Origin of the sequence: Endozoicomonas sp., from assembly GCF_965196975.1 — a bacterium.
In the GTDB taxonomy this organism is placed as follows: Bacteria; Pseudomonadota; Gammaproteobacteria; order Pseudomonadales; family Endozoicomonadaceae; genus Endozoicomonas.
In genome coordinates this window covers 2,894,856-2,920,927 of record NZ_OZ239981.1, presented here as the reverse complement: position 1 = coordinate 2,920,927, position 26,072 = coordinate 2,894,856, and the positions used below count along the sequence as shown (strand labels likewise).

At 48.0% G+C, this 26,072-nt stretch carries 23 protein-coding genes and 5 tRNA genes; 22 read left to right on the top strand and 6 right to left on the bottom strand.

Going from position 1 to position 26,072, the window contains the following annotated elements; all coding sequences use genetic code 11:
* The first annotated feature begins 425 nt into the window (after positions 1-425).
* From ACOCLE_RS13215 to ACOCLE_RS13185, 7 genes are all read left to right on the top strand, one after another.
* Positions 426-2,252 carry a tetratricopeptide repeat protein gene (locus tag ACOCLE_RS13215; protein WP_419537068.1) on the top strand — a complete coding sequence of 609 codons (1,827 nt, stop codon included), beginning with the start codon at positions 426-428 and terminating at the stop codon, positions 2,250-2,252.
* A gap of 122 nt (positions 2,253-2,374) precedes the next feature.
* Positions 2,375-2,974, top strand: coding sequence for a lipoprotein insertase outer membrane protein LolB (gene lolB / locus ACOCLE_RS13210; protein WP_419537067.1), 600 nt, complete (start codon positions 2,375-2,377; stop codon positions 2,972-2,974).
* 154 nt (positions 2,975-3,128) lie between these two features.
* Complete coding sequence (gene ispE / locus ACOCLE_RS13205; protein ID WP_419537066.1) at positions 3,129-4,052, top strand: 4-(cytidine 5'-diphospho)-2-C-methyl-D-erythritol kinase; 924 nt, start codon at positions 3,129-3,131, stop codon at positions 4,050-4,052.
* Between the two features lie 69 nt (positions 4,053-4,121).
* Positions 4,122-4,196: transfer RNA gene (locus ACOCLE_RS13200), tRNA-Gln, on the top strand.
* Between the two features lie 144 nt (positions 4,197-4,340).
* Positions 4,341-5,282: a ribose-phosphate pyrophosphokinase gene (locus ACOCLE_RS13195; RefSeq protein ID WP_419537065.1), complete on the top strand. Its 942-nt coding sequence runs from the start codon at positions 4,341-4,343 to the stop codon at positions 5,280-5,282.
* 172 nt (positions 5,283-5,454) lie between these two features.
* The gene (locus ACOCLE_RS13190; RefSeq protein WP_419537064.1) at positions 5,455-6,120 is read left to right on the top strand and encodes a helix-loop-helix domain-containing protein; all 666 of its coding nucleotides are present in this window, start codon (positions 5,455-5,457) and stop codon (positions 6,118-6,120) included.
* 413 nt (positions 6,121-6,533) lie between these two features.
* Positions 6,534-7,859, top strand: a complete 1,326-nt coding sequence (locus ACOCLE_RS13185; protein ID WP_419537063.1) for a sodium/glutamate symporter — start codon at positions 6,534-6,536, stop codon at positions 7,857-7,859.
* Between the two features lie 63 nt (positions 7,860-7,922).
* Here ACOCLE_RS13185 and ACOCLE_RS13180 read toward each other — a convergent pair whose 3' ends face one another.
* Positions 7,923-8,231, bottom strand: a complete 309-nt coding sequence (locus ACOCLE_RS13180; RefSeq protein WP_066013070.1) for a PadR family transcriptional regulator — start codon at positions 8,229-8,231, stop codon at positions 7,923-7,925.
* Positions 8,232-8,285: 54 nt separating this feature from the next.
* On the opposite strand from ACOCLE_RS13180, the gene ACOCLE_RS13175 reads away from it, so the two are divergent.
* The 4 genes from ACOCLE_RS13175 (at position 8,286) to pth (ending at position 11,197) form a co-directional block, all read left to right on the top strand.
* Positions 8,286-8,990: an ABC transporter ATP-binding protein gene (locus tag ACOCLE_RS13175; RefSeq protein ID WP_419537062.1), complete on the top strand. Its 705-nt coding sequence runs from the start codon at positions 8,286-8,288 to the stop codon at positions 8,988-8,990.
* Positions 8,990-9,787: an ABC transporter permease gene (locus tag ACOCLE_RS13170; protein ID WP_419537061.1), complete on the top strand. Its 798-nt coding sequence runs from the start codon at positions 8,990-8,992 to the stop codon at positions 9,785-9,787. Before ACOCLE_RS13175 ends, ACOCLE_RS13170 begins: the two co-directional genes overlap by 1 nt.
* Positions 9,788-9,958: 171 nt before the next feature.
* A complete protein-coding gene (locus ACOCLE_RS13165; protein WP_419537060.1) occupies positions 9,959-10,576 on the top strand; it encodes a 50S ribosomal protein L25/general stress protein Ctc in 618 nt (205 codons plus the stop codon).
* 21 nt (positions 10,577-10,597) lie between these two features.
* Positions 10,598-11,197 carry an aminoacyl-tRNA hydrolase gene (pth, locus tag ACOCLE_RS13160; RefSeq protein WP_419537059.1) on the top strand — a complete coding sequence of 200 codons (600 nt, stop codon included), beginning with the start codon at positions 10,598-10,600 and terminating at the stop codon, positions 11,195-11,197.
* A gap of 20 nt (positions 11,198-11,217) precedes the next feature.
* Here the strand turns inward: pth and ACOCLE_RS13155 are convergent, their stop codons facing one another.
* Together ACOCLE_RS13155 and ACOCLE_RS13150 are read right to left on the bottom strand one after the other, a co-directional pair.
* Positions 11,218-12,219, bottom strand: coding sequence for a D-alanine--D-alanine ligase family protein (locus ACOCLE_RS13155; RefSeq protein WP_419537058.1), 1,002 nt, complete (start codon positions 12,217-12,219; stop codon positions 11,218-11,220).
* Between the two features lie 590 nt (positions 12,220-12,809).
* Positions 12,810-14,009, bottom strand: coding sequence for a hypothetical protein (locus ACOCLE_RS13150; RefSeq protein WP_419537057.1), 1,200 nt, complete (start codon positions 14,007-14,009; stop codon positions 12,810-12,812).
* A gap of 247 nt (positions 14,010-14,256) precedes the next feature.
* On the opposite strand from ACOCLE_RS13150, the gene trpR reads away from it, so the two are divergent.
* From trpR to ACOCLE_RS13115, 7 genes are all read left to right on the top strand, one after another.
* Entirely contained in the window at positions 14,257-14,529 is a 273-nt protein-coding gene (gene trpR, locus ACOCLE_RS13145; RefSeq protein WP_066013060.1) for a trp operon repressor, read from the top strand.
* Between the two features lie 73 nt (positions 14,530-14,602).
* On the top strand, positions 14,603-15,865 hold the full coding sequence (locus ACOCLE_RS13140) for an amino acid permease (protein WP_419537056.1): 1,263 nt from the start codon (positions 14,603-14,605) through the stop codon (positions 15,863-15,865).
* Positions 15,866-16,012: 147 nt separating this feature from the next.
* Positions 16,013-17,104, top strand: coding sequence for a redox-regulated ATPase YchF (ychF, locus tag ACOCLE_RS13135; protein ID WP_419537055.1), 1,092 nt, complete (start codon positions 16,013-16,015; stop codon positions 17,102-17,104).
* Positions 17,105-17,270: 166 nt separating this feature from the next.
* A tRNA-Met gene (locus tag ACOCLE_RS13130) sits at positions 17,271-17,347 on the top strand.
* Positions 17,348-17,449: 102 nt separating this feature from the next.
* Positions 17,450-17,524: transfer RNA gene (locus ACOCLE_RS13125), tRNA-Gln, on the top strand.
* Positions 17,525-17,615: 91 nt separating this feature from the next.
* Positions 17,616-17,692, top strand: a tRNA-Met gene (locus tag ACOCLE_RS13120).
* Between the two features lie 31 nt (positions 17,693-17,723).
* Positions 17,724-17,798 (top strand) — tRNA-Gln (locus ACOCLE_RS13115).
* Positions 17,799-17,832: 34 nt separating this feature from the next.
* Here ACOCLE_RS13115 and ACOCLE_RS13110 read toward each other — a convergent pair.
* Positions 17,833-19,050, bottom strand: a complete 1,218-nt coding sequence (locus ACOCLE_RS13110) for a dipeptidase (RefSeq protein ID WP_419537054.1) — start codon at positions 19,048-19,050, stop codon at positions 17,833-17,835.
* A 238-nt stretch (positions 19,051-19,288) separates the two neighbouring features.
* On the opposite strand from ACOCLE_RS13110, the gene ACOCLE_RS13105 reads away from it, so the two are divergent.
* On the top strand, positions 19,289-20,161 hold the full coding sequence (locus ACOCLE_RS13105) for a hypothetical protein (RefSeq protein WP_419537053.1): 873 nt from the start codon (positions 19,289-19,291) through the stop codon (positions 20,159-20,161).
* A 33-nt stretch (positions 20,162-20,194) separates the two neighbouring features.
* Here the strand turns inward: ACOCLE_RS13105 and ACOCLE_RS13100 are convergent, their stop codons facing one another.
* A complete protein-coding gene (locus ACOCLE_RS13100) occupies positions 20,195-20,674 on the bottom strand; it encodes an Lrp/AsnC family transcriptional regulator (RefSeq protein WP_419537207.1) in 480 nt (159 codons plus the stop codon).
* 363 nt (positions 20,675-21,037) lie between these two features.
* Positions 21,038-22,243 carry an OmpP1/FadL family transporter gene (locus tag ACOCLE_RS13095; RefSeq protein ID WP_419537052.1) on the bottom strand — a complete coding sequence of 402 codons (1,206 nt, stop codon included), beginning with the start codon at positions 22,241-22,243 and terminating at the stop codon, positions 21,038-21,040.
* A 202-nt stretch (positions 22,244-22,445) separates the two neighbouring features.
* On the opposite strand from ACOCLE_RS13095, the gene ACOCLE_RS13090 reads away from it, so the two are divergent.
* The 3 genes from ACOCLE_RS13090 to cls all read left to right on the top strand — a co-directional run bounded on the left by ACOCLE_RS13090 (position 22,446) and on the right by cls (position 25,929).
* Complete coding sequence (locus ACOCLE_RS13090) at positions 22,446-23,369, top strand: LysR family transcriptional regulator (protein WP_419537051.1); 924 nt, start codon at positions 22,446-22,448, stop codon at positions 23,367-23,369.
* 226 nt (positions 23,370-23,595) lie between these two features.
* Positions 23,596-24,372, top strand: coding sequence for a TSUP family transporter (locus ACOCLE_RS13085; protein ID WP_419537050.1), 777 nt, complete (start codon positions 23,596-23,598; stop codon positions 24,370-24,372).
* A 12-nt stretch (positions 24,373-24,384) separates the two neighbouring features.
* Positions 24,385-25,929 (top strand): cardiolipin synthase, encoded by a 1,545-nt coding sequence (cls, locus tag ACOCLE_RS13080; RefSeq protein ID WP_419537049.1) that lies wholly within the window; start codon positions 24,385-24,387, stop codon positions 25,927-25,929.
* The last annotated feature ends 143 nt before the right edge of the window (positions 25,930-26,072 follow it).

Genomic DNA, 26,072 nt, shown 5'->3' with positions numbered 1-26,072 from the left:
TTGGAGCGTTCTGCAAATCCTGCTCATGGTTTTTCTGGCTTATGCCATGTCCGATACCTCAATCGCAGTTGTCAGATTCAGGCTCAGGCCACCGTTGGGGGGAGAGAATCTTTTCAGAAGGTTGCTGGATTGATGGGTATTTCGGCCGATCAATTCTGCAATGGAAAGCGTGTAACTGCAAACTCTCTTCACGTTTTTAATGGATATTTTGTAATGTTTGCTGGTCTTTGTTGAGGGTGATGGTTCTTGATGTGAGAGAACTGCGTCGGTTTGTCGATAGGATTACACCTGAATGGCAACAGCATCTATATCTGAAAGATCCAAAGTTGTCAGGCTGCTGAAAATGAGTGGATGTAGCCAGCGAAATGGCTGCTTTATATATGACGGGTATATCAACCAGAATTAGGGGAAAGGGCATACCATCCATGATTAGAATGATTGCCGGGGCTGAATCTTTCATCATCGGGGCGGGAGTGGGTAAGGGCAGTAAAACACTTGCTCTTGTTTTTGCTATGTTTCTGGCGGGTTGTGCCAGTCAAGGTGTTCGGCAAGTCGAAAGTGGGGTTGAAACCGCAGGGGACAGTCAATCACAGATTCACGCTGACGAGCCTGTTACCCCGTTTGAAGCTGAGACGCTTTATGATTTGCTGGTTGCTGAAGTGGGTGGTCAGCGCCAGCGCTATGACCTGGCCTTGGGTAATTACTTGAAACAGGCTCATAAGACCAGAGATGTCGGAGTGGCTCAGAGAGCCTATCAGATCGCAGTTTATGTAGGGGCCAGACAGGCTGCATTGGATGCTTCGTTGCTGTGGGTTGAGTTGCAACCTGAAAACCTGGATGCATTGCATGGTTCGTCTCTTGAGCTGGTATACGCAGGTCAGTTTGACCGGGCATTTGCCCAGATGAGTACGCAGCTTTCTCTGGGAGGAAGCCCAGCCTTTGATGTGCTTGCCAGTGCAGCCGGTAACCATCAGGCAACGTCGGTAGCAAATGGTCAGCCAGATCTTATCAGTCAGTTTGACCAACTGTCTCAAGCTTATCCGGAATATCGTTTGCTGAAGTTGGGTAAGGCGATTCTGCTTCAGCAAACCGGTGAGTTTGAGTCTGCCCTTACCCTTGCTGATGAGCTTCTGAAACAGGATCAAGGGTTTGTGCCTGCCATGATGGTAAAGGGGCGGGCTTTAAATAAATTAAAGCGGGACGCTGAAGCTGAAGTGATGCTCTCTGAAGCGGTGCAGCGTTATCCGGATAAAAACCAGCTTCGTCTTCTTTATGGCAGGGTTCTGGTTCATGCCGGTAAGCTGGATCTGGCAAAGAAACAGTTTGAAGTCCTGCTTGAGAGAGCGCCTGATGAAAGTGATATCGTCTTGTCGCTGGCGCTTATCAAGCTGGAAAATAGTATGATGGAGGAGTCTGAACAGTATTTTCAGCAGCTGTTAGCCATTGGTGAGCGGAACAGTACAGCTCACTATTATCTTGGGCGTTTAAGTGAAAAGCAGCAAAAGTATGCTGTTGCCAAAGAACACTACCTTTCAGTTGGTCCGGGAAAGGAGTTTATGGCTGCACAGGTGGCGTTGACCCAAATGTTGGTCGGGCAGAATAAGCTTGATGAAGCGCTGGTTCATGTTGGAGAAGCGAGAAACCGTAATCCTGCGCGAATGGAGTCGCTTTTTTTGCTGGAAGGGGAGCTTCTGGTTAGTGATCGCCAGCTGAGTAAGGCACTGATATTGTTTGAGCGGGCGCTTAAAACAAATCCTGAGTCAGCCAACCTCCTTTATTCAAGAGCTATGGTTTATGAAAAGCTGAACGATCTGTCAGGATTGGAGAAAGACTTGCGTGCCATTCTTGCATTTGACCCTGAAAATGCTGCAGCCTTAAATGCTCTGGGATACACCCTTGCCGATCGGACCGACCGATATAAAGAAGCGGAAGAGCTTATTCTGCAGGCATATGAACTGAACAGTGATGATCCGGCCATTCTGGATAGTATGGGGTGGGTTCAGTTTCGTCTTGGGAACTATGATCAAGCTGAAAACTATTTAAGGATGGCATACGCTCAGTTTCCAGATGCTGAAATCGCAGCCCATCTGGGAGAAGTGCTTTGGGTAAAAGGTGATAGGAATGCTGCCAGGTCTCTTTGGGCAGAAGCGCTAAAGAAAAGCCCTGATAGTCAGATTTTGAAGAATACAATGGATCGGCTTACTGGCGCAGGTCTGGAAAAACCGGCAGAGACAGTCAGCACGGCGCAGTGACATTAAACCACTGAGTGTCACTGCTTCCGTTATACCGTTATGTTAATGGCCCGGGTTGTGCAATTCTTCCCTCTCAAGACAGTTTGGTGTTCTTAGGTATGGATGTTAATAAACCTTTTTTAGTGTTGAAGGCTGTATTGGCTCTTTCTTTTTTTATTCTTGCCGGCTGTGCTTCCCGAACTGTTGATACAGGCAGGGAGGTGAGTGACGAAGTAAAAGAGCAGCGCTGGGAGCTTCATCGCGAACGCTTAAGCCAGCTTCGAGCCTGGCATATGACTGGACGTCTAAACCTCAAGGTACCGGGCCGATCTGGCACGATGTCTCTTGACTGGCGACAGCAAGTTGATCAATACAAGTTGATTCTCGATGGCCCTTTTGGAACGTCAGTTGCCCGTATCTCTGGGGATCGTGATGGGGTGTCGGTCACTGCATCCGATGAAACCCGTTATGGCCCATCGCCCGAGCTACTGCTTTACTCCATGACTGGCTGGCAGTTTCCAGTCAGTAATCTAAGGTATTGGGTCAGGGGGCTTCCGGCGCCGGGAAGTGACGCAAAGATTCAACTGAATAACCTCGGTTATCCTGAGCAAATTGAGCAGCAGGGTTGGACCGTGGACTATCAACAATACGGATTGAATCACTCTGTGCGCTTACCAGCAAAGCTGACTGTGAGTCACGGAGATGTTCGCCTGAGCCTGATGGCCAATAACTGGAAGTTCTAGGGGAGCTATTTTCGAATAGCTTACCAGTAAATGTTTCTGGCATTTATTGTGCAGATTCTGCTCATGATTCCTTTTGAAGGATTTGCCGCTGCAGGACGTTACAAGTCATTATTAGCAGTTTCTTAGCGTAACCGTATTTTTTGGAGTCTTCTGGATGCTGACAGAACTGGTGTTGCCAGCCCCTGCCAAATTGAACCTTTTTCTGCATATTACTGGCCGTAGACCCGACGGCTATCATAACCTGCAAACGCTCTTCCAGTTTCTGGACGTTGGTGATCAATTAACAATTACCAAATCTGACTCAGGTATTGAGCTGGTTTCCAATCTTGAAGGGGTTGAGCCAGAGGATAATTTAATTGTTAAGGCCGCCCGTCTTCTGCAAAAGGAGGTGGGGTGTCAGCATGGTGCAGAAATTCTTCTTCATAAGAAGCTGCCGATGGGGGGAGGCCTTGGAGGTGGGAGTTCCAATGCAGCAACCACCTTGTTGGGACTCAATGCTTTGTGGGGGTTGAATCTCACTATTGATCAGCTGGCTGCGCTTGGTTTGAAATTAGGGGCAGACGTGCCAGTTTTTGTGCGGGGTCACAGTGCTTTTGCGGAAGGTGTTGGTGAGATTCTCACGCCTCTGGATCCTCCGGAAGATTGGTTCCTTGTTGTAGCTCCGGATGTTCAGGTAAATACCGCAGCGATGTACGGACATAGTGATTTGACAAGAGATTCATTGCCGATTAAAGTTTGCGCCGCTCTTGATCAGGGCTCGGAGCAACAGAGGCGAAATGATTTCGAACCTCTGGTTCGTTCGCTGTATCCCGAGGTTGATAAAACGCTCTCTCTGTTGGATAATCTCGCAGATTCGAGCATCGGACGGGCCATGATGAGTGGTTCCGGGGCATCAGTGTTTGCCCGGTTTGCCAGTCGTGAACAGGCGTTGACGGCACAGGCTGAACTGACTCTCAGCGTTACTCGTCCTGAGATTGCAGATGATACATCAAAGCTACACAGCTTTGTGGCGCACGGCATTAATCGTTCGCCCCTGCATACAGCTTTGCAGCAGGCAGGTTTCACGCTTACAGCGTAATCCTGCAAACTTTGATGTTAACTACGATAAATCGGCCTGGATTGTGCACGGATTGATAAAGAGATTTACTGGGGTGTCGCCAAGCGGTAAGGCATCAGGTTTTGATCCTGACATGCGGGGGTTCGAATCCCTCCACCCCAGCCAGTGTTTTGTTCGTGTGCTCAATGGCATCGAAAGTCGTCTCCTGCCATCTATTGATGCTGATTTTTCAGGCAGTGCTCTGTCTGAACCCTCTCTAGTTACTCGATTTTTCCACCTACGCCCAGTATCCAAGCAAGGTAATTTCCCGTGTCGAAAATGATGGTGTTTGCCGGCAACTCAAATCCGGATTTGGTTCACAAAGTTGTCAATCACCTGCATATCCCACTTGGCAAGGCTTACGTTGGCCGTTTCAGTGATGGCGAGTGCGCCGTAGAAATCCAGGAAAATGTCCGTGGACGGGATGTATTTATCATCCAGTCAACCTGTGCGCCAACCAACGATAACCTGATGGAACTGCTGGTGATGGCGGATGCCATGCGCCGCTCTTCTGCGGTTCGTGTTACTGCAGTTCTTCCATATTTTGGGTATGCCCGTCAGGATCGTCGTCCTCGTTCCAGTCGTGTGCCCATCAGTGCCAAAGTTGTAGCGGATATGATTGCTGGTGTGGGTGTGGATCGTGTCTTGACGGTTGACCTGCACGCGGACCAGATTCAGGGCTTCTTTGATATTCCTGTGGATAACGTCTACGGTTCACCAATCCTTCTTGATGATATTGAGCGTCGTGATTACAGTGATGTCATGGTGGTTTCACCTGACCATGGTGGTGTGGTTCGTGCCCGTGCCGTGGCCAAGCGTCTTAACTCTGATCTGGCTATTATCGACAAACGTCGTCCAGAGGCTAACAAGAGTGAAGTGATGAATATCATTGGTGATGTTTCTGGACGCACCTGTATTCTTGTTGATGATATGGTGGATACTGCAGGTACTCTGTGTCAGGCTGCAGCAGCCCTGAAAGAGAAGGGCGCAAAGGCCGTTTATGCATACTGCACACACCCAATCCTCTCTGGTCGTGCTCTGGAAAATGTAGCTAACTCTCAGCTGGATGAACTGGTGGTAACCAACACCATTCCTCTGAGCCCGGCAGCCCAGGCTCTGGACAAGATTCGTCAGCTGGATATGTCTCCTCTGCTGGCTGAGTCTGTGCGCAGAATCAGTAATGCAGAATCCATCAGCGCAATGTTTCAGTAAATCCTGAGCGAGGCCTGATGTTAAAAAAGGATGCCAGAAATGTGCATCCTTTTTTTGTGTCTGCTTTTTCTTATCAGCAGGTTTTATCTTTCTCGATAGCTATTTAAAACCATCCAGTTCTACAATCACACTATAATAAACGTGTTTACTACGGAACTGGCAGTGATCATGCATGAGCAATGTTAAACCAGTCATACCCAGCATCTCAGCCATACTTGACCAGGTTGTTGCAGATGGTATGCAAGAACCAAAATCACCACTTTCACCAAATGCTGAAAGTGTACTCTACTTAGGAAGAAAGATAGCACCATCCTCGCCATCATCCACAGCCACTGTTTTTAGTGATGAAACAAACCCGCCCCCACAAGAAACTAAAGTAAAAAAGCGCAAAGCCTCCAAAATAACCAAACGACGAAACGCCGGATTATCAGCGGGCGATAAAAAGCGTAGAAGGCTGGAAAGTAATGATAGAGAGCGTGCAAGAATGCATACCCTTAATAAGGCTTGTCAGTCTCTAAAGGGGGTTATTCCCCCGAAATACTTTGAAAGTCTTTCGCATCTTCGAAGGCCGGATTCCAATTTAGCCACAATACTGGCCGCAACAGAAGCAATAACTGACCTTCTATCATCAAAAAAAGATGCTGTTGAGAAACACTTGCCATCATTACTCTGCGAATCAAGGGAGGAAGAAATAAAACCAGGCCCTTCAGACAGCTGTTTACATTCAGCTAATGCTTTGGAAGCAGCACAAATCAAAAGAAATGTTCAGAAGGCAACCGCTACGATGACACCTAAATTAGTTCCTTATGAGCAAGTGCTGATCAGCTGGGAGAAGTAAAGCTCGTTTGGAATAAAATAATTTCTAAGATTTTTGGTAGTTTGTTAGTTTTTATGCATAAAACAGGGTTGTGTGATTTTCTAGAGTTCATGAGATAGATGCTGTGTTGTGAAATACTGCCGCAGTCGATTCGGTTTTATTTTGTTGCAGTGAGTATGTCTTGTGTTTTTAGGAGGCAGATTTCGTAGATTACAGGGGTAGGTTAGGTATTAATCATTAGGTTATAAAATTGCCAGCCTGTTATTATTCAGGCTCAAACCTGTTCGGCCTTAATTCTTCTAAGGCTTTGTCTGGCATCCCATGGCCAGATGCACGTCATCAAACTGATGGCATCAATCACTTCAGGCGTGTCCTGCACGCACTGCAATCGAAAAATTCAATTCTATAAGGACAGTGTAATGACAAAATGGGTCATGCTTACTGACTTTGCCCTTGTTGGCGCTCTTCTGCTTCTTGGAAAAATACTGAGGGTTCATTGTCGGCCATTGCAGCGTATTTATATGCCAGTTGCTGTGCTTGCCGGGATGGTTGGCCTGATACTTGGGCCATCGGGTGTTGATATTCTTCCCTGGGGAAGGGATTTTGCTTCCAATGCCAGCCTGTTGACGGCAGTGCTGTTTGCAGCATTGGGTCTGGCAACAGATCTCCCTTCTCCCAGGTGTGTTGCCCAGCGTGCGGGGAGTCTTTGGGCTTTTAACCAGGTTGCTACCGTTTCTCAATGGCTGTTTGCGGCGATGCTGGGGTTGTTTCTGGCAACGTTTTTCTGGCCTGGGCTGAATCCGGGGTTTGGTCTGATACTATCAGCTGGCTTTATGGGGGGGCATGGTACTGCCGTTGTCGTTGGAAATATATTCAGTGACCTGGGGTGGGCAGATGCCTTAACGCTGGGGCTGACATTTGCCACCGCTGGTATTTTTATCTCCATTTCTGTTGGAATGTTGATTTTGCAGCTTGCTGTAAAGTTGGGAGTTATTCGAAATTTTACCTGTTTTAACAGGATGGATGATTACCAGCGTAAAGGATTGATCGCACCAGACAAGCAGCAGGCCGTGTTAAAGGAAACGCTGTCTGCTTTGTCAGTAGACTCGTTTGCTATTCATATTGCACTTATTGCTGTCGTCACCGCATTTGCATATCACAGTGCGAATTATCTCTCTTCATTTTCAGAGCAGATCCAGATACCTAATTTTGTTACGGCGTTTATCGGTGGAATGATGGTTCGCCTGGTGGCCCAAAAGACTGGCTGTAGACGCTACCTTTGTGAGAATGTGTTTAATCATGCAGGTGCTACCACGACTGATTTTCTGATTGTTTTTGGTATCTCTTCGATCAAGGTAATGGTGCTGGCCAGCTATCTGCTGCCGATGCTGATTCTGCTTGTTTCTGGAACGTTGTTTACCCTGTTTCTGGTGCTTTGGGTTGCTCCGAGGATGCTTGGTGAGGAGTGGTTTGAAAAAGGGATTTTTTCATGGGGCTGGCTGACAGGAACAGTGGCCATGGGCATTGCACTGTTGCGAATCATTGATCCAAGGATGAATGGGGGCGTTCTGGATGATTATGCCATTGCGTATGTGCCAGGCAGTATTACTGATGTGTTTATTATCTCGATGATGCCGCTGGCGATGGTGCATGGTTTTTATATGGAAGCGGTAATGGCGTCTGCAGTTTATCTTCTGCTGGTCCTGTTTGTCTGGAAAGTCTTTCTTTGTAGATCTCAAGGCCAGCCCGTCATGGAGTAAGTGCAGGTCAACCTGCTGTTTGTCGGCTTTCGCTGGTAAGAAGGCAAACAGCTTTTTGAGTATTCAATCTCTTGTTTTTTCTGCCAGCTCCAGAATTTTGTTATTCGCTTCGAAAAGCACCTCTTTGCCGAGCTGGGTGATGAAGTAGTACTTACGTTGCCTTCCTTCGCTGACCATGACTTCTTTTTTGATCAGACCTTCTTCTTCCATTTTGTGCAGAAGTGGATAGATGGTTCCCGGGCTTATCCTATAACCATGGTCGTTCAAATGGTCGATCAGCCAGGCACCAAAAAAGGGTTCCTGGTTTGCATGCCTGAGAACGTGTATCTGGATAAAACCCAGAAAAAGTTTTCTTAAAATCTTTTCTTTCATAAAGGATTCAAATAACGTTTGCAAATATCAACTTCTGATATTTGGGTGAGCGCGATGTGTGAACCAGTCATGCTTTGTCAATTGAAAGGGGCATTTATTGGCAGCGCCTCAACACCTTTGCTTTCTGGTGTGGATTTAACCATAGCAACGGGGGAAAGTCTGGTTTTTCATGGCCCTTCGGGCGGTGGCAAAAGCTCGTTACTTAAGTCTCTTTTGGGAGGGGTTCATATCTTCCGTGGAGAGTACCGTTTTCGAGGTCAGTCTGTGGATGTTCGCATGTTGAAAGAGATTCGGCAGGCCATGGCTTATATACCTCAGCAGCCTGATATCGGTAAGGAGGCTGTGACTGACTATCTGCAGCGGCCGTTTTCCTGGAAGGTATCGTCTGGCAAGTCTTTTAACCAGAGAGAGGCAGCTGACTGGTTTGACCGGTTTGGGCTGGAAAATGCACTGCTTTCATCATCCTGTGATCGACTGTCAGGTGGTCAGAGGCAGCGACTGGCTATTGTTCGTGCGCTGATGACCGGTAGAAAGATTGTGCTGGCTGATGAGCCGACCTCTGCGCTGGATGATGAGGCGTGCCAGAAAGTGGTCTCGACGCTTTTGGCGGGAGAGTTTACCGTTATTTCAGCGTCCCATGACCCTCGTTGGATGAATCACTGCAGCCGCCGGGTGCTGGTTGCTGCTGGCCAGGTTGGTGAAGGTCAGAATGGTGCAGATAACTGCAAAGCCGGTCGTGATGAAAAGGTAGGTGTGTGATGAATGAGGGGGAAGTAGGCCTGATTCAGCTGTCCTTGTTTTATGGCATTCTTATACTGCCATTGGCTCTGTTGTGGTGGCTTGGGCTCAGGCAGCTGGTCCGCGGACTTATCGTTGGTGTGGCCAGAATGACTCTGCAGCTGGGCCTGATCGGAATATACCTTAAGTTTCTCTTCGATCAGGACAGTCTCTGGCTTAATGTTTTCTGGCTTCTGGTCATGGTTACGGTTGCTAATCTGCACATTTTGACCAGGGCGGGTATATCTAAAAAGCATTTGTTCTGGGTGTCCCAGTTCAGCCTTCTGGTTGGGGTGGGTATTGTGCTGTTCGGGATGATTCTGGTTGTGCAGCCTGAGCCCTGGTATCAGACCCGCTATCTTATCCCGCTGGCGGGTATGCTGCTTGGTAACTGTCTGACAGGCAATATTCTGGTGCTTGATCGTTTTTACAGCGCTGTTAGTGAGCGCTATGAGCAGTTTATGGGTGACCTGCTGCTGGGTGCAGGCGTGTACGAAGCGCTGCAGCCATTTGTCCGAAATGCTTTGCAGGCGGCATTGAGTCCAATCGTTGCAACCTTGACCACATTGGGGGTGGTGGCTCTGCCCGGGATGATGACGGGACAGATTCTGGGAGGGGCAGAGCCGGTTGAGGCGGTCATCTACCAGATAATGATTATGCTTGGGATTGCCAGCAGTATGGTGGTTTGTGCAGTATTGAATATTATGCTGAGTATCCGTCTCGCATTTGATGGTTATGGGCTATTAAATCGATCGATTATGCTGTCGCCGGAAAGATAATGCAGAAAGAATGGATTTTCAGTAAATACCCAGTCTGATGCGGGAAACATATTTTGCTTTTTTACGTCATGCCGGTATGATATCGCACCTTTGAATCCCTTTGTGGGGTTCTGTTTGAAAAGCCTGACTCTGCCTGGTCGCAAGGTGGTGGCAGGTATATTGGAGATAATCATGTCTGAAGCAATCGTTTTAAACGCAACAGCGCGTAAGGATATCGGGAAAGGTGCGAGCCGCCGCCTCCGTCGTGCTGACCTGGTTCCAGGTATCATCTACGGCGGTGAAGCTGAGCCTGTACAGATCACTCTGGAAGGTAAGGCTATTCGTAAGGCTCTGGAAGTTGAAGCTTTCTACTCTCAGGTTCTTACCCTGACTGTTGACGGTACCAAGCAGCAGGCTATCCTGAAGGATCTGCAGCGTCATCCTGCTAAAGAATTCGCTATGCACATGGACTTCCTGCGTGTTGATGCTGACCATGAGATCACTACTAATGCTCCTCTGCACTTCATCAATGAAGAAGAGTGTGTAGGTGTGAAGGCCGGTGGTGCGATCGTACACAACCGTGTAGATCTCGAAATCAAGTGTCTGCCAGGTGATCTGCCAGAGTTCATCGAAGTTGATATGGCCAAGGTTGAATTGGGTGGCCACGTTCACCTGAGCGATCTGACCATTCCTGCGGGCGTTGAAGTTCTCGCTCACGGTCAGGATCTGGACATTGCCAGTGTTCAGGCTACTCGTGGTGGCTCTGAAGAAGAATCCGAAGAGTCTGCTGAAGAAGCTGGCGAAGAGTAAGCATAAGGAGGCTGAGGCATTATGGCAAAATCTTCGGAACAGTCGATTCGACTGGTTGTGGGGCTGGGAAATCCTGGAGCACAGTATGAAGACACCCGCCATAATGCCGGCTTCTGGTACGTTGAGCAGTTAGCAAGAAGCCATGGTGCAATCCTGCAGCCAGAAAAGAAGTTTTTTGGCATGACTGCCAGGGTACAGATTGGCGGACAGGAAGTTCGCCTGCTTAATCCTACAACGTTTATGAATCGAAGTGGTCAGGCTGTTGGTGCCATGGCGACTTTTTTCAAAATCCCTCCTGAATCTATCCTTGTCGTTCACGATGAGCTTGATCTGCCTGCAGGCGTTGGTCGCTTGAAGCAAGGCGGTGGCCATGGTGGTCACAACGGTCTCAGAGACATTATTTCTTCTCTTGGAAACAGTCGTGAGTTTTTGCGGCTTCGTCTTGGTATCGGTCATCCCGGAAACAGTAAAGATGTGGTGAACTATGTGTTGACCAAACCATCGGTTGCAGAACGGCAAAAGATTGATGCTGTCATTGATGAATCTATCCGGGTAACACCTGAAGCTTTGAATGGCAAACGATCCAAAGCGGTTCAGGAATTGCACACTTTCTCTGCTTGAGATTTTTTCTCTGGTGCCTGCTACTGAATTGATACATTCAACTCAGGGATTGGCCAGTAATCATTTTTATTAACCTGTTTCTCCTTTCTAAGCATGGCGTTGTCGATCAAGCGGCATATTAGGTCTTCGAACTCTATTCCGGCATGCCTTGCTCCATCAGGAAACAGGCTGGTCGGTGTCATTCCGGGTAGATTATTAATTTCTGAAAAGATGGGCTCCCCATTTTCTGGGACAATGAAATCCGACCGACTGATATCGCGGCAGCGAACCAGTTGGTGTGCCTGCAGAGCAATCTCCTGAACTCTTTTTCTCTGATAATCAGTAATGCGGGCGGGAATAATGTGTTCACTCAAGCCTGGTGTATAGCGGTGGGTATAGTCGTACCAGGCATTATCAGGCGTAATGATTTCCGTGGTTGGAAGCACCTGTGTGGTATCCAGCTCAAGTACTCCGGCGGTGACTTCTCTACCCTGAATGAATGTTTCCACCAGTAGTTGCTCATCTTTTTCAAAGCCGCTTCTGAGCCGTTCTGATAGCTCTTTCTCTCCCTGGGCAAATTGAATGCCGATACCGGAGCCCTGGGCGAAGGGCTTGATAATAACCTTCTCACCTAGAGCTTCAAGGCATTGATTGACGGACAGGTTTAACGGGTCTGTACGAGAAACGACACAGTCTTTTGCCATGGGAATACCCGCAGCCTGTAAAATACGCTTGGTTGTGACCTTGTCCAGAGCGCACGCACTTCCTAAGACCGTTGAGCCAACGTAAGGGATGCCCATGATCTCAAGAAGCCCCTGCAGACAGCCATCCTCACCCATTGGGCCGTGGGCGACTGGAAAAACAACATCGACCTGATGAAGAGTCAAGTTAGCAGGCAGCATTTCATCCAGCTCAAGAGTTACTACTTTTTGATAGTTTCTCTCTAACGGAGGGCTGATACGCCCAGCTGACAGTCTGGAGACGTTGGCTTCAGGGGATAGGCCGCCGCAAATTATTCCTACGGTTATACTTCTGTCTGGCATCTAGTGATCCATAGCTTAAGAATACTGTTCATGAAATGTAGTTGTTTTTGTAAGACAGCATATTGATTATTTATTTCTGATCTTATAAGGCTTTGAAAGGGGGCTTAGTAATCAGAGGACCACCAGTCGTAGAAGCCTTTAACTAACAGAATGGTCGAGAATACCCCTGCCGCAGTCATGTAGTGCTTGAAAAAAATACTTTTATTTGGGTCGCTGGCATGTAATCACAGGTATCCTATAAGAGAGTCCATATAGTCCTGACCCGATATTAGTAACAACATGATTGAAGAAATAGGTGCCTCGTGTTCAGCATCAACAAATTTCCAAGAGTGGTCCGACTTGTCTTTTACTGGAAAGTTCCTTGTGAAAATGTTGGTAATGCTTCCGGATTGGTGCTCAATTAAAAAGAATGAAGGAACTTTCTGTTTATAGAGCGTTTATTGTGATGTCCCTTTGACTCAGGCGTAGCAAGTTTAGACGTATGTGGTGGTTATCCAGCAAACAGCGTTTCTTTTGTTTGTGAATAACCGATTGATTGATCAATATTTCTTATATAAATCCACTTATAAAGTAGGCTGGCCTCATGATGACTAATATTCAGAGGTTGCCCAGCGATAAAACCCATTTGCCAATATTCCTCCGAATATTAGCTTCATTATGAATGGGCTATAACTTGGCGTGGCCTTACTGAGAAGGAAACTGATGAGTCCTGTTGTACCTGCTATACCTAAGCCTGTTATTGTGCCAGAGGCAAATGCTTCTGCGCTGGTGGGGGTGCTTGCCATGCCCAGCGTATGGCCTATTGTGCCTGTTGCAGGGCTTAAGGCTTTCCAGAGAATGCTGATGTTTGGGTGTCGCTGAGAGTAGTCCGGAAGGTTTTGTAATGGGGGGATTTCGTCGATTAGCTGCCAGTCATTGATTATTGCGTGAAGGGTGTGTTTATTATCACTCTTACTCAAAAACGCGCTGGGTTGAATATCAAAGTATTTATTGCCATTGCTGTTTTCAGCATGCTGCAGCTGCTGTGCAGCTTCCATTAATTGAAGCATGCTGTTTTGATCTGGTTCCGTTTTTATTGTGGAGCTTTGAAAAAACTTATTGTTTCTCAGGGGGATAGAGATTGAGTTAATGAATGTATTTTCATCGTAAGAGTGCTCTTTCTCCTTAATTTCTGCTACCGCTAAGTTATCAGGCAAGGCACTCACCGCTCTTTCGCTTAATGAAAGTATTGCTAAAGCAGGATGTGGGCTGAAATGTCCATTCTCGACTTTATGACACAATATGGCATCAATAGTATTGCTTCCATCGAAATTAAGTTCATTGAAAACTCGGGTCGTAACTAATTTGGCCAGCATGGTGTATTGTTGAAGTTTCTCTACTTCAGGATTGGATGCATTATGAGAAATAAGAGAAAGATAGGCGATTTTTTTGATTCTCTGATCATGGCAGAAATAGTTTCCCGATGTTTTAACTACTTTTTTAGGCAGTGATATGGGAGGAGCACAAGGATCTACGAAATAATCTGCAGGGGCAACAATTTTATTTTTATCAAGCAAAATGCCTTTTGTCATTCTTTTTTCTCGGGCTAAGGGGGATCCCGGGCAGTGGTCAAAGTGGATGCTTACAACAGGTGGAGCTTCCATGTACTTTTCCAGGTGATATCCGAAGGCTTCAAAAACGGAAAAATCGGGTTGTCCATTTTGATGGCCCTCGTCTCCAAAGGAGAGTAGGGGGATTGAGAATAATAGGAGTGTGATTTTAAACAGCGAAAGTTTGGTAAATCGATTCACAGGTTCCCTACCTTATTTGAAATGCGGTGTCGTGAAAAATTAGATGTATCCATCAAACAGAGTTTTAGTTATTCATATTTAATGTTTAAGTTCTTTTGACATTTTTTTTGTCGAAAAATTCTATTTGCGACTGGGGGATATTTTAGTTATTTAATTTTTTCTTGTTAGTATTTTCCGCAATATCGACAACGTGTGTACTTTTGTACTGTTACATCAGTACAGGTGGCTGAGATAAATTGAACACGGCATGAAGACTGAGTCCTGGTTTCAGGTAATCAAACTGCTGAAGGGACAGCAGGATGTGGACGCGCTCCATGAGGTTATGGGGGTGTTACTGACTCGAGAAGAGCGGGAGGCAATTGGCTCAAGGTTGGCCATTATGCGGGCCCTGCTTTCGGGAGAAGAGTCTCAACGGGAGATCGCCAGGCGGATCGGGGTGAGCATCACCAAGGTGACCCGCTGTTCAAATTATCTCAAAACGCTGTCTGATGCTGAAATGTCTATGATTGAACAGATCTAAATAGTCAGTGTCTTATTAGAAAACAGACTTGAGCTGAATAAACAAACAGTTCCATAAAGCAGTAGGAATAATAATGTCTGAAGCAGTTATAACGGAAAGTTCTTCGGACTCTGCCAGGAAGCAGGGTTCGGTTCTTGGAGGAACGGTGATCGTTGCCGGAACCGCGATTGGTGCCGGAATGTTTTCACTGCCGGTAGCCACCAGCGGTCTCTGGTTTGGTTACTCAATGCTGCTGATGGTCTTTACCTGGTATTGCATGTACAGTGCCTCACTCTACCTTCTGGAAGCCAATCTGCGTTTCCCGCTGGGTGCGAGCTTCGATTCTATTGCCGAGGGCACCATTGGTTCTGTTGGCCGTGTTGTTAACGGGGCCTCTGTTGCCTTTCTTTGCTACATCCTGACTTATGCCTACATCTCGGGTGGCAGCTCCATCATTACGTATTCTCTGGAAGCTGTAGATGGCATCTCACTCTCCCCGCCGATGGCCAGCTTTGTTTTTGCCTTGGTGCTATCGGCTATTGTAATGACCGGAACCCGTGCGGTAGATCGTGTGAGTACGGTGCTGATTGGCGGAATGGTAATAACCTTTCTATGGAGTATCAGCGGCTTATTGGGCAATGCTTCGTCTGACTATTTGATGCCGGGTCTGTCCTTTTCTGAGGTTTTTCCTTTTTCATTCGGAGCATTGGGCTTTCTGACGGTCAGCTTTGGTATGCAGACTGCGGTACCCAGTATTACCCGTTACCTCAATAAAGATGGAAAGCAGGTAAGGTTTGCTCTTTTGACGGGCTCTCTGCTGGCTCTGGCGTTTTATGCTCTGTGGCAGTTCAGCTTCTTCGGAAATCTGCCTCGTGAAGCGTTCCCTGCCATTATTGCTGCTGGAGGCAATATTGGCGATATGCTGGGTGCACTGTCCGAGTCTGGTCTTGATATGAATATTTCGAATGTGCTGCAGTGGTTTGCCAATATGGCGGTGGCCAGCTCATTCCTGGGAGTAGCGCTGTGCCTGTTCGATTACATCGCTGACCTGTTTGGCTTCGACAATAGCTTTGTCGGTCGTTTAAAAACCGCTGCGATTACCTTTATTCCACCAACCCTGCTGGGGGTATTCCTGCCAAATGGCTTTATCACCGCCATTGGCTTTGCCGGGCTGGTACTGGTTGTATTCTGCATTCTCTCTCCAGTAGTCATGGCCTGGGTTGGCCGTCAGCGAGGAGAGGGTGGCTATGAGGTACCTGGTGGGACCTTGCGAATGGCCCTGATCTTCCTGTTCGGTATTGCGGCGATGGTGCTGGCGGGGCTGGATTTGATGGGGGCTCTGCCAAAGTTTGGCTGACTCTTCTTTTATGTGATTTTATTGATCGCCCAGAGAGTAACTCTCTGGGCGTTTTTTTATCTGTGGGCACTAAAAGTTCTGAAATTTTTTCCCCCAGTCTTTATAATTCGCCTCCATTAGATATCTTCAGGAGCGAGCAGAAGCGCTATGGGTTTCAAATGTGGCATCGTTGGATTGCCAAACGTTGGTAAATCAACGCTATTTAATGCCTTAACCAAGGCGGGTATTGATGCAGAAAACTTCCCATTCTGCACCATCGAGCCCAATGCCGGTGTTGTTGCCATGCCAGATCCCCGTCTGGATAAGCTGGCGGCAATCGTTAAACCTCAGCGAGTGTTGCCGACCACCATGGAGTTCGTGGACATCGCGGGTCTTGTAGAGGGGGCTTCCAAAGGGGAAGGTCTGGGTAACAAGTTTCTGGCGAATATCCGTGAAACGGATGCGATTGCCCATGTGGTTCGCTGCTTTGCCAATGACAACGTCATTCATGTGGCCAACAAGATTGATCCCCGTGCTGATATTGAAATCATCAATATGGAACTGGTGCTGGCGGATCTTGAAAGCTGTGAAAAGCAACTGCAGCGTGTTGCCCGTTCTGCCAAGGGTGGTGATAAGGATTCAGTAGCCCAGAAGGGGCTGCTGGAAAAAGTCATTCCTCACCTTGAGGCGGGTAGCCCAGTTCGCTCTCTTGAAATGAGTGATGATGAGCGGAAGCTGGTTCGTTTATTCCACCTGTTGACCATCAAACCCACCATGTATATTGCCAATGTGGATGAGGATGGTTTTGAGGATAACGAATACCTGGATACCGTTCGGGAAATTGCGGCCCAGGAAGGGGCGGTGGTGGTGCCGATCTGCAACAAGCTGGAATCGGAAATCGCGGAACTGGATGATGAAGAGCGTGCGGAGTTCCTGACCGATCTGGGGATGGAAGAGCCAGGTCTGGATCGTGTAATCCGTGCGGGTTATGAGTTGCTTGGTCTGCAAACCTACTTTACTGCTGGAGTAAAAGAGGTGCGGGCCTGGACTGTGAAGATTGGAGCAACGGCCCCACAGGCTGCCGGTGTGATTCACACTGATTTTGAGCGTGGTTTTATTCGTGCGGAAGTCACCAGCTATGATGATTTTATCAAATACAATGGTGAGCAGGGTGCCAAAGAAGCAGGCCGTCTGCGCGTAGAAGGCAAGGCATATATTGTTCAGGACGGTGATGTTATGCACTTCCTGTTTAATGTCTGAAACTTGCTGAAAAAATGCTAAATGAAGGCATGCGAAAGCGTGCCTTTTTTCGTTGTGCTACCGAATCGCCTATTTGCCGGTCGTCGTATTATGAATCTGCTTTGCTTATATGCTTTTTGCTTGACAGGTTCGGGTGAAATCACTAAAGTGCGCACCATCTTTCGGCGGCTAGGTAGCTCAGTTGGTTAGAGCACAGCACTCATAATGCTGGGGTCGGCAGTTCGAATCTGCCCCTAGCTACCATCTAATCTTTTCACTAGATACATGATGGTTGCTAAAACGAGTTTTCGTATAGTAGCATCGGAAGTCCTTTGTGAGCGAAGAGTTAACTGTTCGCTTCTTTGCTGGGGTGTCGCCAAGCGGTAAGGCATCAGGTTTTGATCCTGACATGCGGGGGTTCGAATCCCTCCACCCCAGCCATTTATCCTGTTGTTGTGAAGTCGATGTAACAAAGGCTGGCATGTTTCTTGACATGAACGTTCGGAATCACGACAATAGCGACCGATTTAGTGGCTAGGTAGCTCAGTTGGTTAGAGCACAGCACTCATAATGCTGGGGTCGGCAGTTCGAATCTGCCCCTAGCTACCACTTATTCGGATATGCATCCTGCATAAATAATTGGGGTGTCGCCAAGCGGTAAGGCATCAGGTTTTGATCCTGACATGCGGGGGTTCGAATCCCTCCACCCCAGCCATATCAAACCTTCCTGATTGCTCAGGAAGGTTTTTTTATGCCTCTGTTTTTTCTTCTGGAAGGTGTTTCATCAGAAACTTCTGAACATTCTCACCCATTACTTTTCTGATTTCTGTTTCAGAGAAGCCTTTTCTCATCATCAATTCTGTCAAAACAGCCAGCTCAGAAGCGTCCAGGCTAACCTTTGTTCCTCCATCAAAATCTGAGCCCAGGGCAATATGATCCTCTCCCGCCAGATCAATCGCATAACGCAGAGTATTAACAATCCCTTCTGGAGAGGTGTCGCAGATGGCGTCCCAGAATCCAATGCCAATTAATCCGCCTTTCTCGGCGATACGCTGGATCAAGTTATCTGAAATGTTTCGGGGGGAGTCGCAGGTGCCGAGAATACCGGTGTGAGAGATCACCACAGGACGTTTTGCCAGCTTCAGAACTTCATCAACCACGGATTCTGAAGAGTGGGCCAGGTCGACGATCATATTTAACGCTTCCATTCTGGCCAGAGCCCGGCGGCCAAAGAGGCTCAGACGGGAGCCGCTGACGCCGTGCAGAGAGCCGCCCAGTCGGTTGTCAAAGAAGTGGTGAAGACCAATCATGCGGTATCCAGCTTCGTAAAGGCCTTCCAGGTTATCAAGGTTGCCTTCAAAGGCGTGGGCTCCTTCCAGTGCCAGCAGTGCTGCAACTTGTTGGCTGCCTTTTTGGCGAGCAGTAAGAACCATTCCCAGATCCGACTGATTGCGAATAATTTTCAGGTCTTCAGGATTGCTCTGTTCGAGTTTATGCAGCTTTCCAGACTGGTAAAGAGCCCTTTGATAAAGACTGTTCCAGGTGGCCGGTGGCCAAGCTTGAATCATTGCCAGCAGGGTGATGCCGTCGGGTGCATCACTTTCATTTCGACTGTAATTCTGCCCTCTTGGGGATTTGGTCGGGACGGCAAATGTCTGTATGGCCACATTACCTTGCTGGAGCCTTGGGAGGTCCACGTGTCCATAGTTTGCTTGCTGACTCAGGTCTCGATTCCATAGCAGGCTGTCTGCATGTAGGTCCGCAACGGTCAGCTGCTGATGGAGCCTGGAGGCTTCCTGAGAAATGGGGTAAGGGGGGTGGGCGTTAATTTGGTTGGTGCCTTTTTCAATGGCGGCGGGGGCAAAGATCAGGGTGAATCCCAGCGCGATAATGATGAATATAGAAGAGATGGAGGCGGTGAGTTGCCACCCTTTGCTGATGCGGCGGTTTTGGTTTTCTTTCGTCATAGCCTGAAGCCTGTATACGACAAGTTGTTATTTTTATTAAGTGGTGTCAGGACGCGCAGTCAGTGTATCAGTGGAGTACCAGGGATAGCTAATGGAAAAACTGTGTTTTGGGTTAATAAACTCTGTATAGATAACCGCCTTTTTAAATTGATTTGAGATATTAAAAGGCGATTTTTTTAATCCCTAAATACACTGATAGCTGTGCATATAGTTTTGTCTATTCAGTTGGAGTCGTCTGATGCGGACATTGATATACCAAAAGAAGATTTTCTGGGCCATGGCCTTTCTATGTCCTTTCCTGGTCGCCAGTGCTTTTGCTGGTCATCATGGTAAGGGGCCTTTAACGTTGCCAAAAGAGCGAACACTGTCGGAAAGGGTTGAGGCTCTGCAAAAAGTCAGGCTCGCTGAAAGGCCTCAGCGCTATGCTGAAGAGCTGTTTATGATGCAGGCACCTGATTACAGTAAGCGGTTGTTTGTAGACAGTGGCAGCTTTGTTGCAGTCTCTCAGCATGTAGGTCAGCAGGCGACGGAAGATGTTATTAACTCCACACTGTTTGCACAGTTAGCTGCCAGCCATGACTACGACAAAAATACCCAGCTGACCCAGTGGTATGAAAGGTACACAGATGTTATGAGTCTACAGGGCTGGGATATCAGTGATTTTGAAGAAAGTTCGCTGTCTTCTGCTTCCACTGATCTAAGCGTCAGTGAGGTCATTTTCGATATATTGAAGGCAGCGCTGAAAGACCCTTCTGAACAGGCAATGGTGAATGCTGCTGTGGCTGCATTGAAAAAACTGGAGAAAGAGGGGCCGTTTATTTCATTGTTTAATCATTCTGCCATTGGTGCCAACCGGGCAAATTTTCAATCATCTTTTGTGACTCATGATGAGCATGGGTTGGTCAGTATGAACCTGGGGTATTTTGTGGTGGGCTTCAAAGACATCAGCTCTACCATTCTGTTTCTTCGAGTCAAGGAAGGCGAGTCCTGGATAAAGAGCCACAGTGAAACGATAAAGCTGGATTATGATGTCTTTAATCAGATACGTGGTCAGATCATTGAAAAGCTGGGTGATAATGCGCGGTCTCAAGTAGCTGGTATTGATATATAGGGCTTGAATATCCTTTGCTCTTAGACCTTGTTATTAAGGTCTGAGATGGTTCAGAGGGAAAGCTGTTTTTCTAATCGGTTGCCGGAGAACAAAGCTGGAATGTACGCCGGTAACGCCCTGAATTCGTGTCACCTTGTTAAGTAGAAAATCCTGATAGTAGTTCATGTCAGGCACCATCACTTTGACCATATAGTCTGCTGATTGTCCGGTAATCAGCAGACATTCAATCACTTCGTCATAACTGTTGATGGTTTCTTCAAAGTGCTCAAATCGCTCTGGCGTGTGTCTATCCATACTGATATGAATCAGTACGGTAAGGTTTAGTCCCAGCTTTTCCGGGTTTAGCAGTGTTACTCTGTCTTTTATTAATCCAGACTCCTCCAGCTGCCTGACCCTGCGTAAGCATGGGGAAGGCGTCAGTCCAATCAGGTCCGCCAGGTCCTGGTTACTGATGTGGGCGTTTTTCTGCAGTTCCTGAAGTATCCGGATATCGTAGCGATCGAGCTTCATGATATTTTCTTTTAATAATAGATAAGTTGTTGGCAAATTATTGCGCTATTTCGGGGTTTTATCCATTAATTCGCAATCTTTTGCCAAGCCGTTTTTTCTATACTTATCCCGTACTAAAGAGTGTCGCCAAAAGTGACACCCAGTCATCCTGGCCAAAAGCCTACGATGAAATAAGTATTCCCAATCAGGAATGCGGGTCAGAGTAACTCACAAGGTTCGATGATAGAGAGTAGAGAGCGTATTAACAGGCTAGGTGTTATGAGCTCAAACAAGATTACAGACCGCTGATTATCTGGGGAGATGATCAGCGGTTTTTGCTTTTTGATATGAATACTTCTTTATTCTGGGCGTTGCCAGATATATGGATCAGAAGCGATAGTTGTACTGAAGGCTCAGAATATGAACGTCTGCAGCAGGTACTTCGGCGTGCATCATGCCCACTGGGCTGTGTTCATTGATGTCGACTTTCTGGCTTTTCAGATAGGCGTAACCGAAATCAATACTCTGTGCTCTATCTACTTTGTAGCTTCCGCCTACACTCAGCCAGATGCGGTCTGCATCGGGAATCCGGAAGGTACGGTACTCATTTCGAACCGGGCTGTTATCTCTGGCAATACCGGTTCGCCAGGTCCATTGGTCGTTGTGCTGGTAAGTCATACCCACCGCGTAGCGCCAGCTCTCTGTCCACTGTTCCTGAATGGTGGGAAACGCCTGGCCATTGTCCAGATCGGTTGCCAGCTTATCAAAACTGGACCAGCCGGTGTGTAATGCACTGGCGTGGATCGCCAGCTGGTCATTGAGCTGATGGTGAACCGACAGTTCTGCGATAGAAGGCAGTGTCAGATCAACAGAGCCACCAGTATTCCAGCTTGGATTGATATCGGATGAGACTTTTCCTTCCAGTGTCATTTTGACTTCAGAGCGATAACTCAATCCCATCCGGGTGGCTTCAGTAGCCTGCCAGAGAATGCCGGCATTCCAGCCATAGCCCAGGTCATCGCCGGTCAGTTTTGACAACGTCATGGGGCCATGGGTTGATGTCAGTGTTGCATCGGCATAAACAATGTTTACACCAAACCCAATACTCAGGTCATCTCTAACCTGGTAAGCAACGGATGGATTCAGATTGTAGGTCATCAGCTCGGTTTTATCCGCTGCTGGAGTGATACCGGAGGCGCTGCCGTAATGGGTTGCCAGACCGAAATTGCTGAAGCCTCCAATGCCAACTGTCCAGCGCTCATCTATCGGGCGTACGTAATAAAATGTAGGAACCACTGCCTCATCAGCAACATGCTTTGCTATTTCGTAGCCATCCCGCCTCACATCCACTTCTGGTTTGATATAACTGACCGCTGCCGTAAAAACCTGCTTGTCCAGCAGGGACATGCCTGCTGCATTTCTTGCAATGACGGATGCGTCGTCAGCTATCGCTGCTTCACCTGCAAATGCGCGGCCCAGGCCTGCAGCACTGTGCTCATTGACCTGGAAGCCGGCGGCATTGGCGAGCATGGGGAGTGCTGCCAGTACTGCTGTTGAAAATGATGTACGGCTAAAATGTGTTCTGCGTGACATATAGGAATGGTCTTTTAGATGTATGTCTGCTCCTGCCGAGTTTTGTCGCCGATGGCAGGATGCTTGAAGGTGCAGGCACTTTACCCAGACAAAGGTTTTCTTCCTATTGATTTATCTGGCTACCAGATTTGCGTTTTATGCATATCTCAAATGATGTCCGTTTTGCTTATACTGTCGCTCCCTTTGCCGAACCGGCCGCTCTATGGATATCGATGAGCTAAGGCGCTATGACCTGAACCTGCTGGTTCACCTGCATGTCCTGCTTGAAGAGTGCAGTGTGAGCCGTGCTGCCCGACACCTCAACCTGAGCCAGTCAGCCATCAGTCGCTCCCTCCAGCGTTTGCGCGAGCATTTTCAAGATGAGCTCTTTATTCGCCGCCCTCACGGACTGCAGCCCACTGCACGGGCTCTGGCCTTACAAAGTGAGCTTGCAGCCTTGCTTAAGCAGCTCTCACTGCTGGTGCGGCCGGGTCACTTTGAGCCCGCGCTCTGCAAGCGCCAATTTACCCTCAGCGCCATGGATCACATCGCTATTCAACTGATCCCGGGCCTTCTGGCCTGGCTTGGACGAGTGGCGCCGGATGTACGTTTAGGGCTGCACCCCTGGAATAACGACAGTATTCGAGACATGGCTTCTGGCCGTCTCGACCTGGCGATCAACTTTGTTGCCCAGGATCGACCCGACCTGTACCAGCGAATACTCTGCCCAGCAACACCGGTGGGTATGGTCAGTCATGATCATCCTCTGGCCAGCAGGCAGGCGCTGACAATGGCAGAACTGATTTCGGTGCCGCACGTGATGGTGGATATCGCTGAATTTTCCGAAATGGGGCGATTTGATCGTGAGCTTGCCCGTAAGGGGCTATCGAGAACCATTATTCTGGAAACCAGTGATATCCAGCTTGGTCTGGAAGTGGCAGCGAGTAATCAGGCGCTGATGATCGGTACTCGCGAAATGTCAAAGACACTGACCAGAAGACACAGCCTGGTGTTACTGGAGCTACCCGCGGGGGTTACCTTCATGCAGTTGAACTATCTGCTGACCTGGCACCGGTTACAGCATCAGGATCCTGCCCAGTGCTGGTTTCGGCAGGTAGTATACGATCATTGTCTTGCATTGCGTTGAAGCACTATAGCACTTCAATTTCCTGAACCTGCTATGAGATCTTGAGTCTTTCGGCCTATCACTTATCTGGCCATCAGTCCTACTTATCAGAAAGGTCATGAAGTGAATTGATTATAGATAATGGGATTTTGTTGATTACCGATTCAATTTTGTCTGAATATTTTTTCCTGGACGTTCTATTATTACGCCTCCACGAATCATCACCCTTTATTTGCAAGGATTCACCTTGGACGCAACCATCACTCTGGATCTTGTTATTTTCCTTTTTGCGGTAGCTACTGCTGCCGGTTTTGTTGATTCCATTGCCGGAGGCGGTGGCTTGATAGCAATGCCAGCTCTTCTGGCGGCAGGACTTTCACCGGTTCAGGCTCTGGCCACCAATAAGCTTCAGGGCACCGGAGGCACTCTCTCAGCCAGCTTCTATTTTATCTCCAGAGGAGCGGTCAATCTCAGGGAGATGCGTCTGGCGATAGTGATGACATTTATTGGCAGCACCATGGGTACGTTGCTGGTGCAGAGGATTGATGCGGGAGTGTTGGAGCAGGCCATTCCGTTTCTGCTCATTGGTATCGTTCTCTACTTTCTCTTTTCTCCACGACTGAGTAGTGAGCAATCAGGACAGATGATCTCTTTGTCAGTATTCTCATTTACCGCAGCTGTGGCGATTGGCTTTTATGATGGTTTTTTTGGTCCCGGTACTGGCTCGTTTTTTACGATCGCGTTTGTCAGCTTGCTGGGTTATTCCATTACCAGTGCCACTGCTCATACCAAAGTTCTGAATTGCACCAGTAATTTAGCGTCCCTGTTGTTTTTCATCATTGGTGGGCACGTGGTGTGGACTGTTGGACTGGTCATGATGCTTGGTCAGGTTCTTGGAGCCCGGCTTGGTTCCGGGGTGGTGCTCAGTCGAGGGCAGACATTAATTCGTCCAATGATCGTCTGTGTTTCGCTGGCCATGACCGCGAAACTTCTTTGGGGGAATTATGGACATTTGTTGCAGTGAAAGGCATCTTGTTTGAAACCATTGCCCTTTTTCCCTGAAGAGGTTGCCAGTTGTCGGGCAGTCTTTCAGGAAAGTTCGGAACCTTTATTCATGGAAACAACCTGGTATAGCTGGCTGTTTGGTGCCGCTTATTTGAGCGCCATTGTTGCTTTTGCTGTTGTGGTGATCATGACACGAAGACCCGTGGGCGTTTCTCTGGCCTGGCTGGTGCTGCTGTTTGCACTGCCCGTTGCAGGGTTTGTTCTTTACCTGCTATTTGGTTCTCCCCGACTGGGAACCCGCCGGTTAAAGCGCATGCGTGCACTTTATCCCGATTATGCGCAATGGTATCAGCACTTGTCCCGGATTATCTCAGGCAATGAGCCATCCCGCTGTCCGGTGACTTTGCATAGTGGGATTTTCTCGTTGGCAGAAAAGAACATGAGTGTTCCTTTGCTTCCAGGTAACCATCTGCAGTTATTTTCTGGCTTTGAAAGTATCATTGAGCATCTGTTGCGAGATATAGAAAATGCGCAGCACAGTGTGGTCATTGAGTTCTACATATGGGAGCCAGTCGGTCGTGCGGAGGATGTGGCTGAGGCAGTTATTCGTGCTGCCAGGCGAGGTGTTGATTGCCTGGTTGTGCTGGATAATGTTGGTAGTCGGGGCTTTTTGAATGGTTTGTGGGCTCGTCGTTTTCGTCTGGAGGGAATCAGTGTTACGGCTTCCATGTCGGTAGGCCCATTCCGGATGCTGGTTGAGCGTATTGATATACGTAACCACCGGAAAATTCTGGTTGTGGATGATCAGGTAGCCTGGACAGGTAGTTTCAATCTTGTCGACCCCTCACTGTTTAAACAGGATGCTCAGGTGGGGCAGTGGGTAGATGCCATGGTCAGAATTGATGGTGTGGCTGCCCATGTTTTGGGTGCCATTGTTCAGTGGGATAAGGCTCTGGAAACCGGTCAGGGGCATCCATCGTTCAATCGGCAGTATGAGTACCCTTCAGCGGCGCATCGTGGGCGGGAAGGTGCATTTGTGCATGTTCTGCCTTCTGGTCCGGATGTGGACCGGGAGATGTTGCAACAGGTTCTGTTGACCGCTATTTATGAAAGTCGAGAAGAGCTCCTGATCAGTACACCGTATTTTGTGCCCGATGAGTCATTGCTGACGGCGTTGAAATCGGCAGCAATGCGCGGTGTTGATGTCCAGTTGCTGGTTCCAGCAAAAAATGACTCGAGAATGGTTCACCATGCCAGTCGTTCCTATTATCAGGAGCTGCTTCAGGCCGGGGTTACTATTCAGCAGTTTAATGGGGGGCTGTTGCACACCAAGTGTGTTCTGGTAGACCGTGAAACGGCATTGTTCGGTACGGTAAATCTGGATATGCGGAGCGTCTGGCTAAACTATGAAGTGACCTTGATTGTTTATGATGACGGTTTCGGTCAGCAGATTTTCCATGTTCTGCAGTCGTATATGAAGCAGGCCAGTCAAGTAGATATCAGCCTTTGGGCAAAGAGACCCTTTCGACGAAAGCTGCTGGAAAATACTCTGCAGTTACTAAGCCCTCTTTTGTAATGCAATTATGCGAGCAGCGCTAACAGTGATTACTGTTGACGTTTCATGATTCTTGCAGGAAATGTTCCTATATTGTTGTTTAGATCTCAATAAATCCTGTCTTTTTCTATTTTTTAGGTGAAAACACTGATACGGCTAAGGCC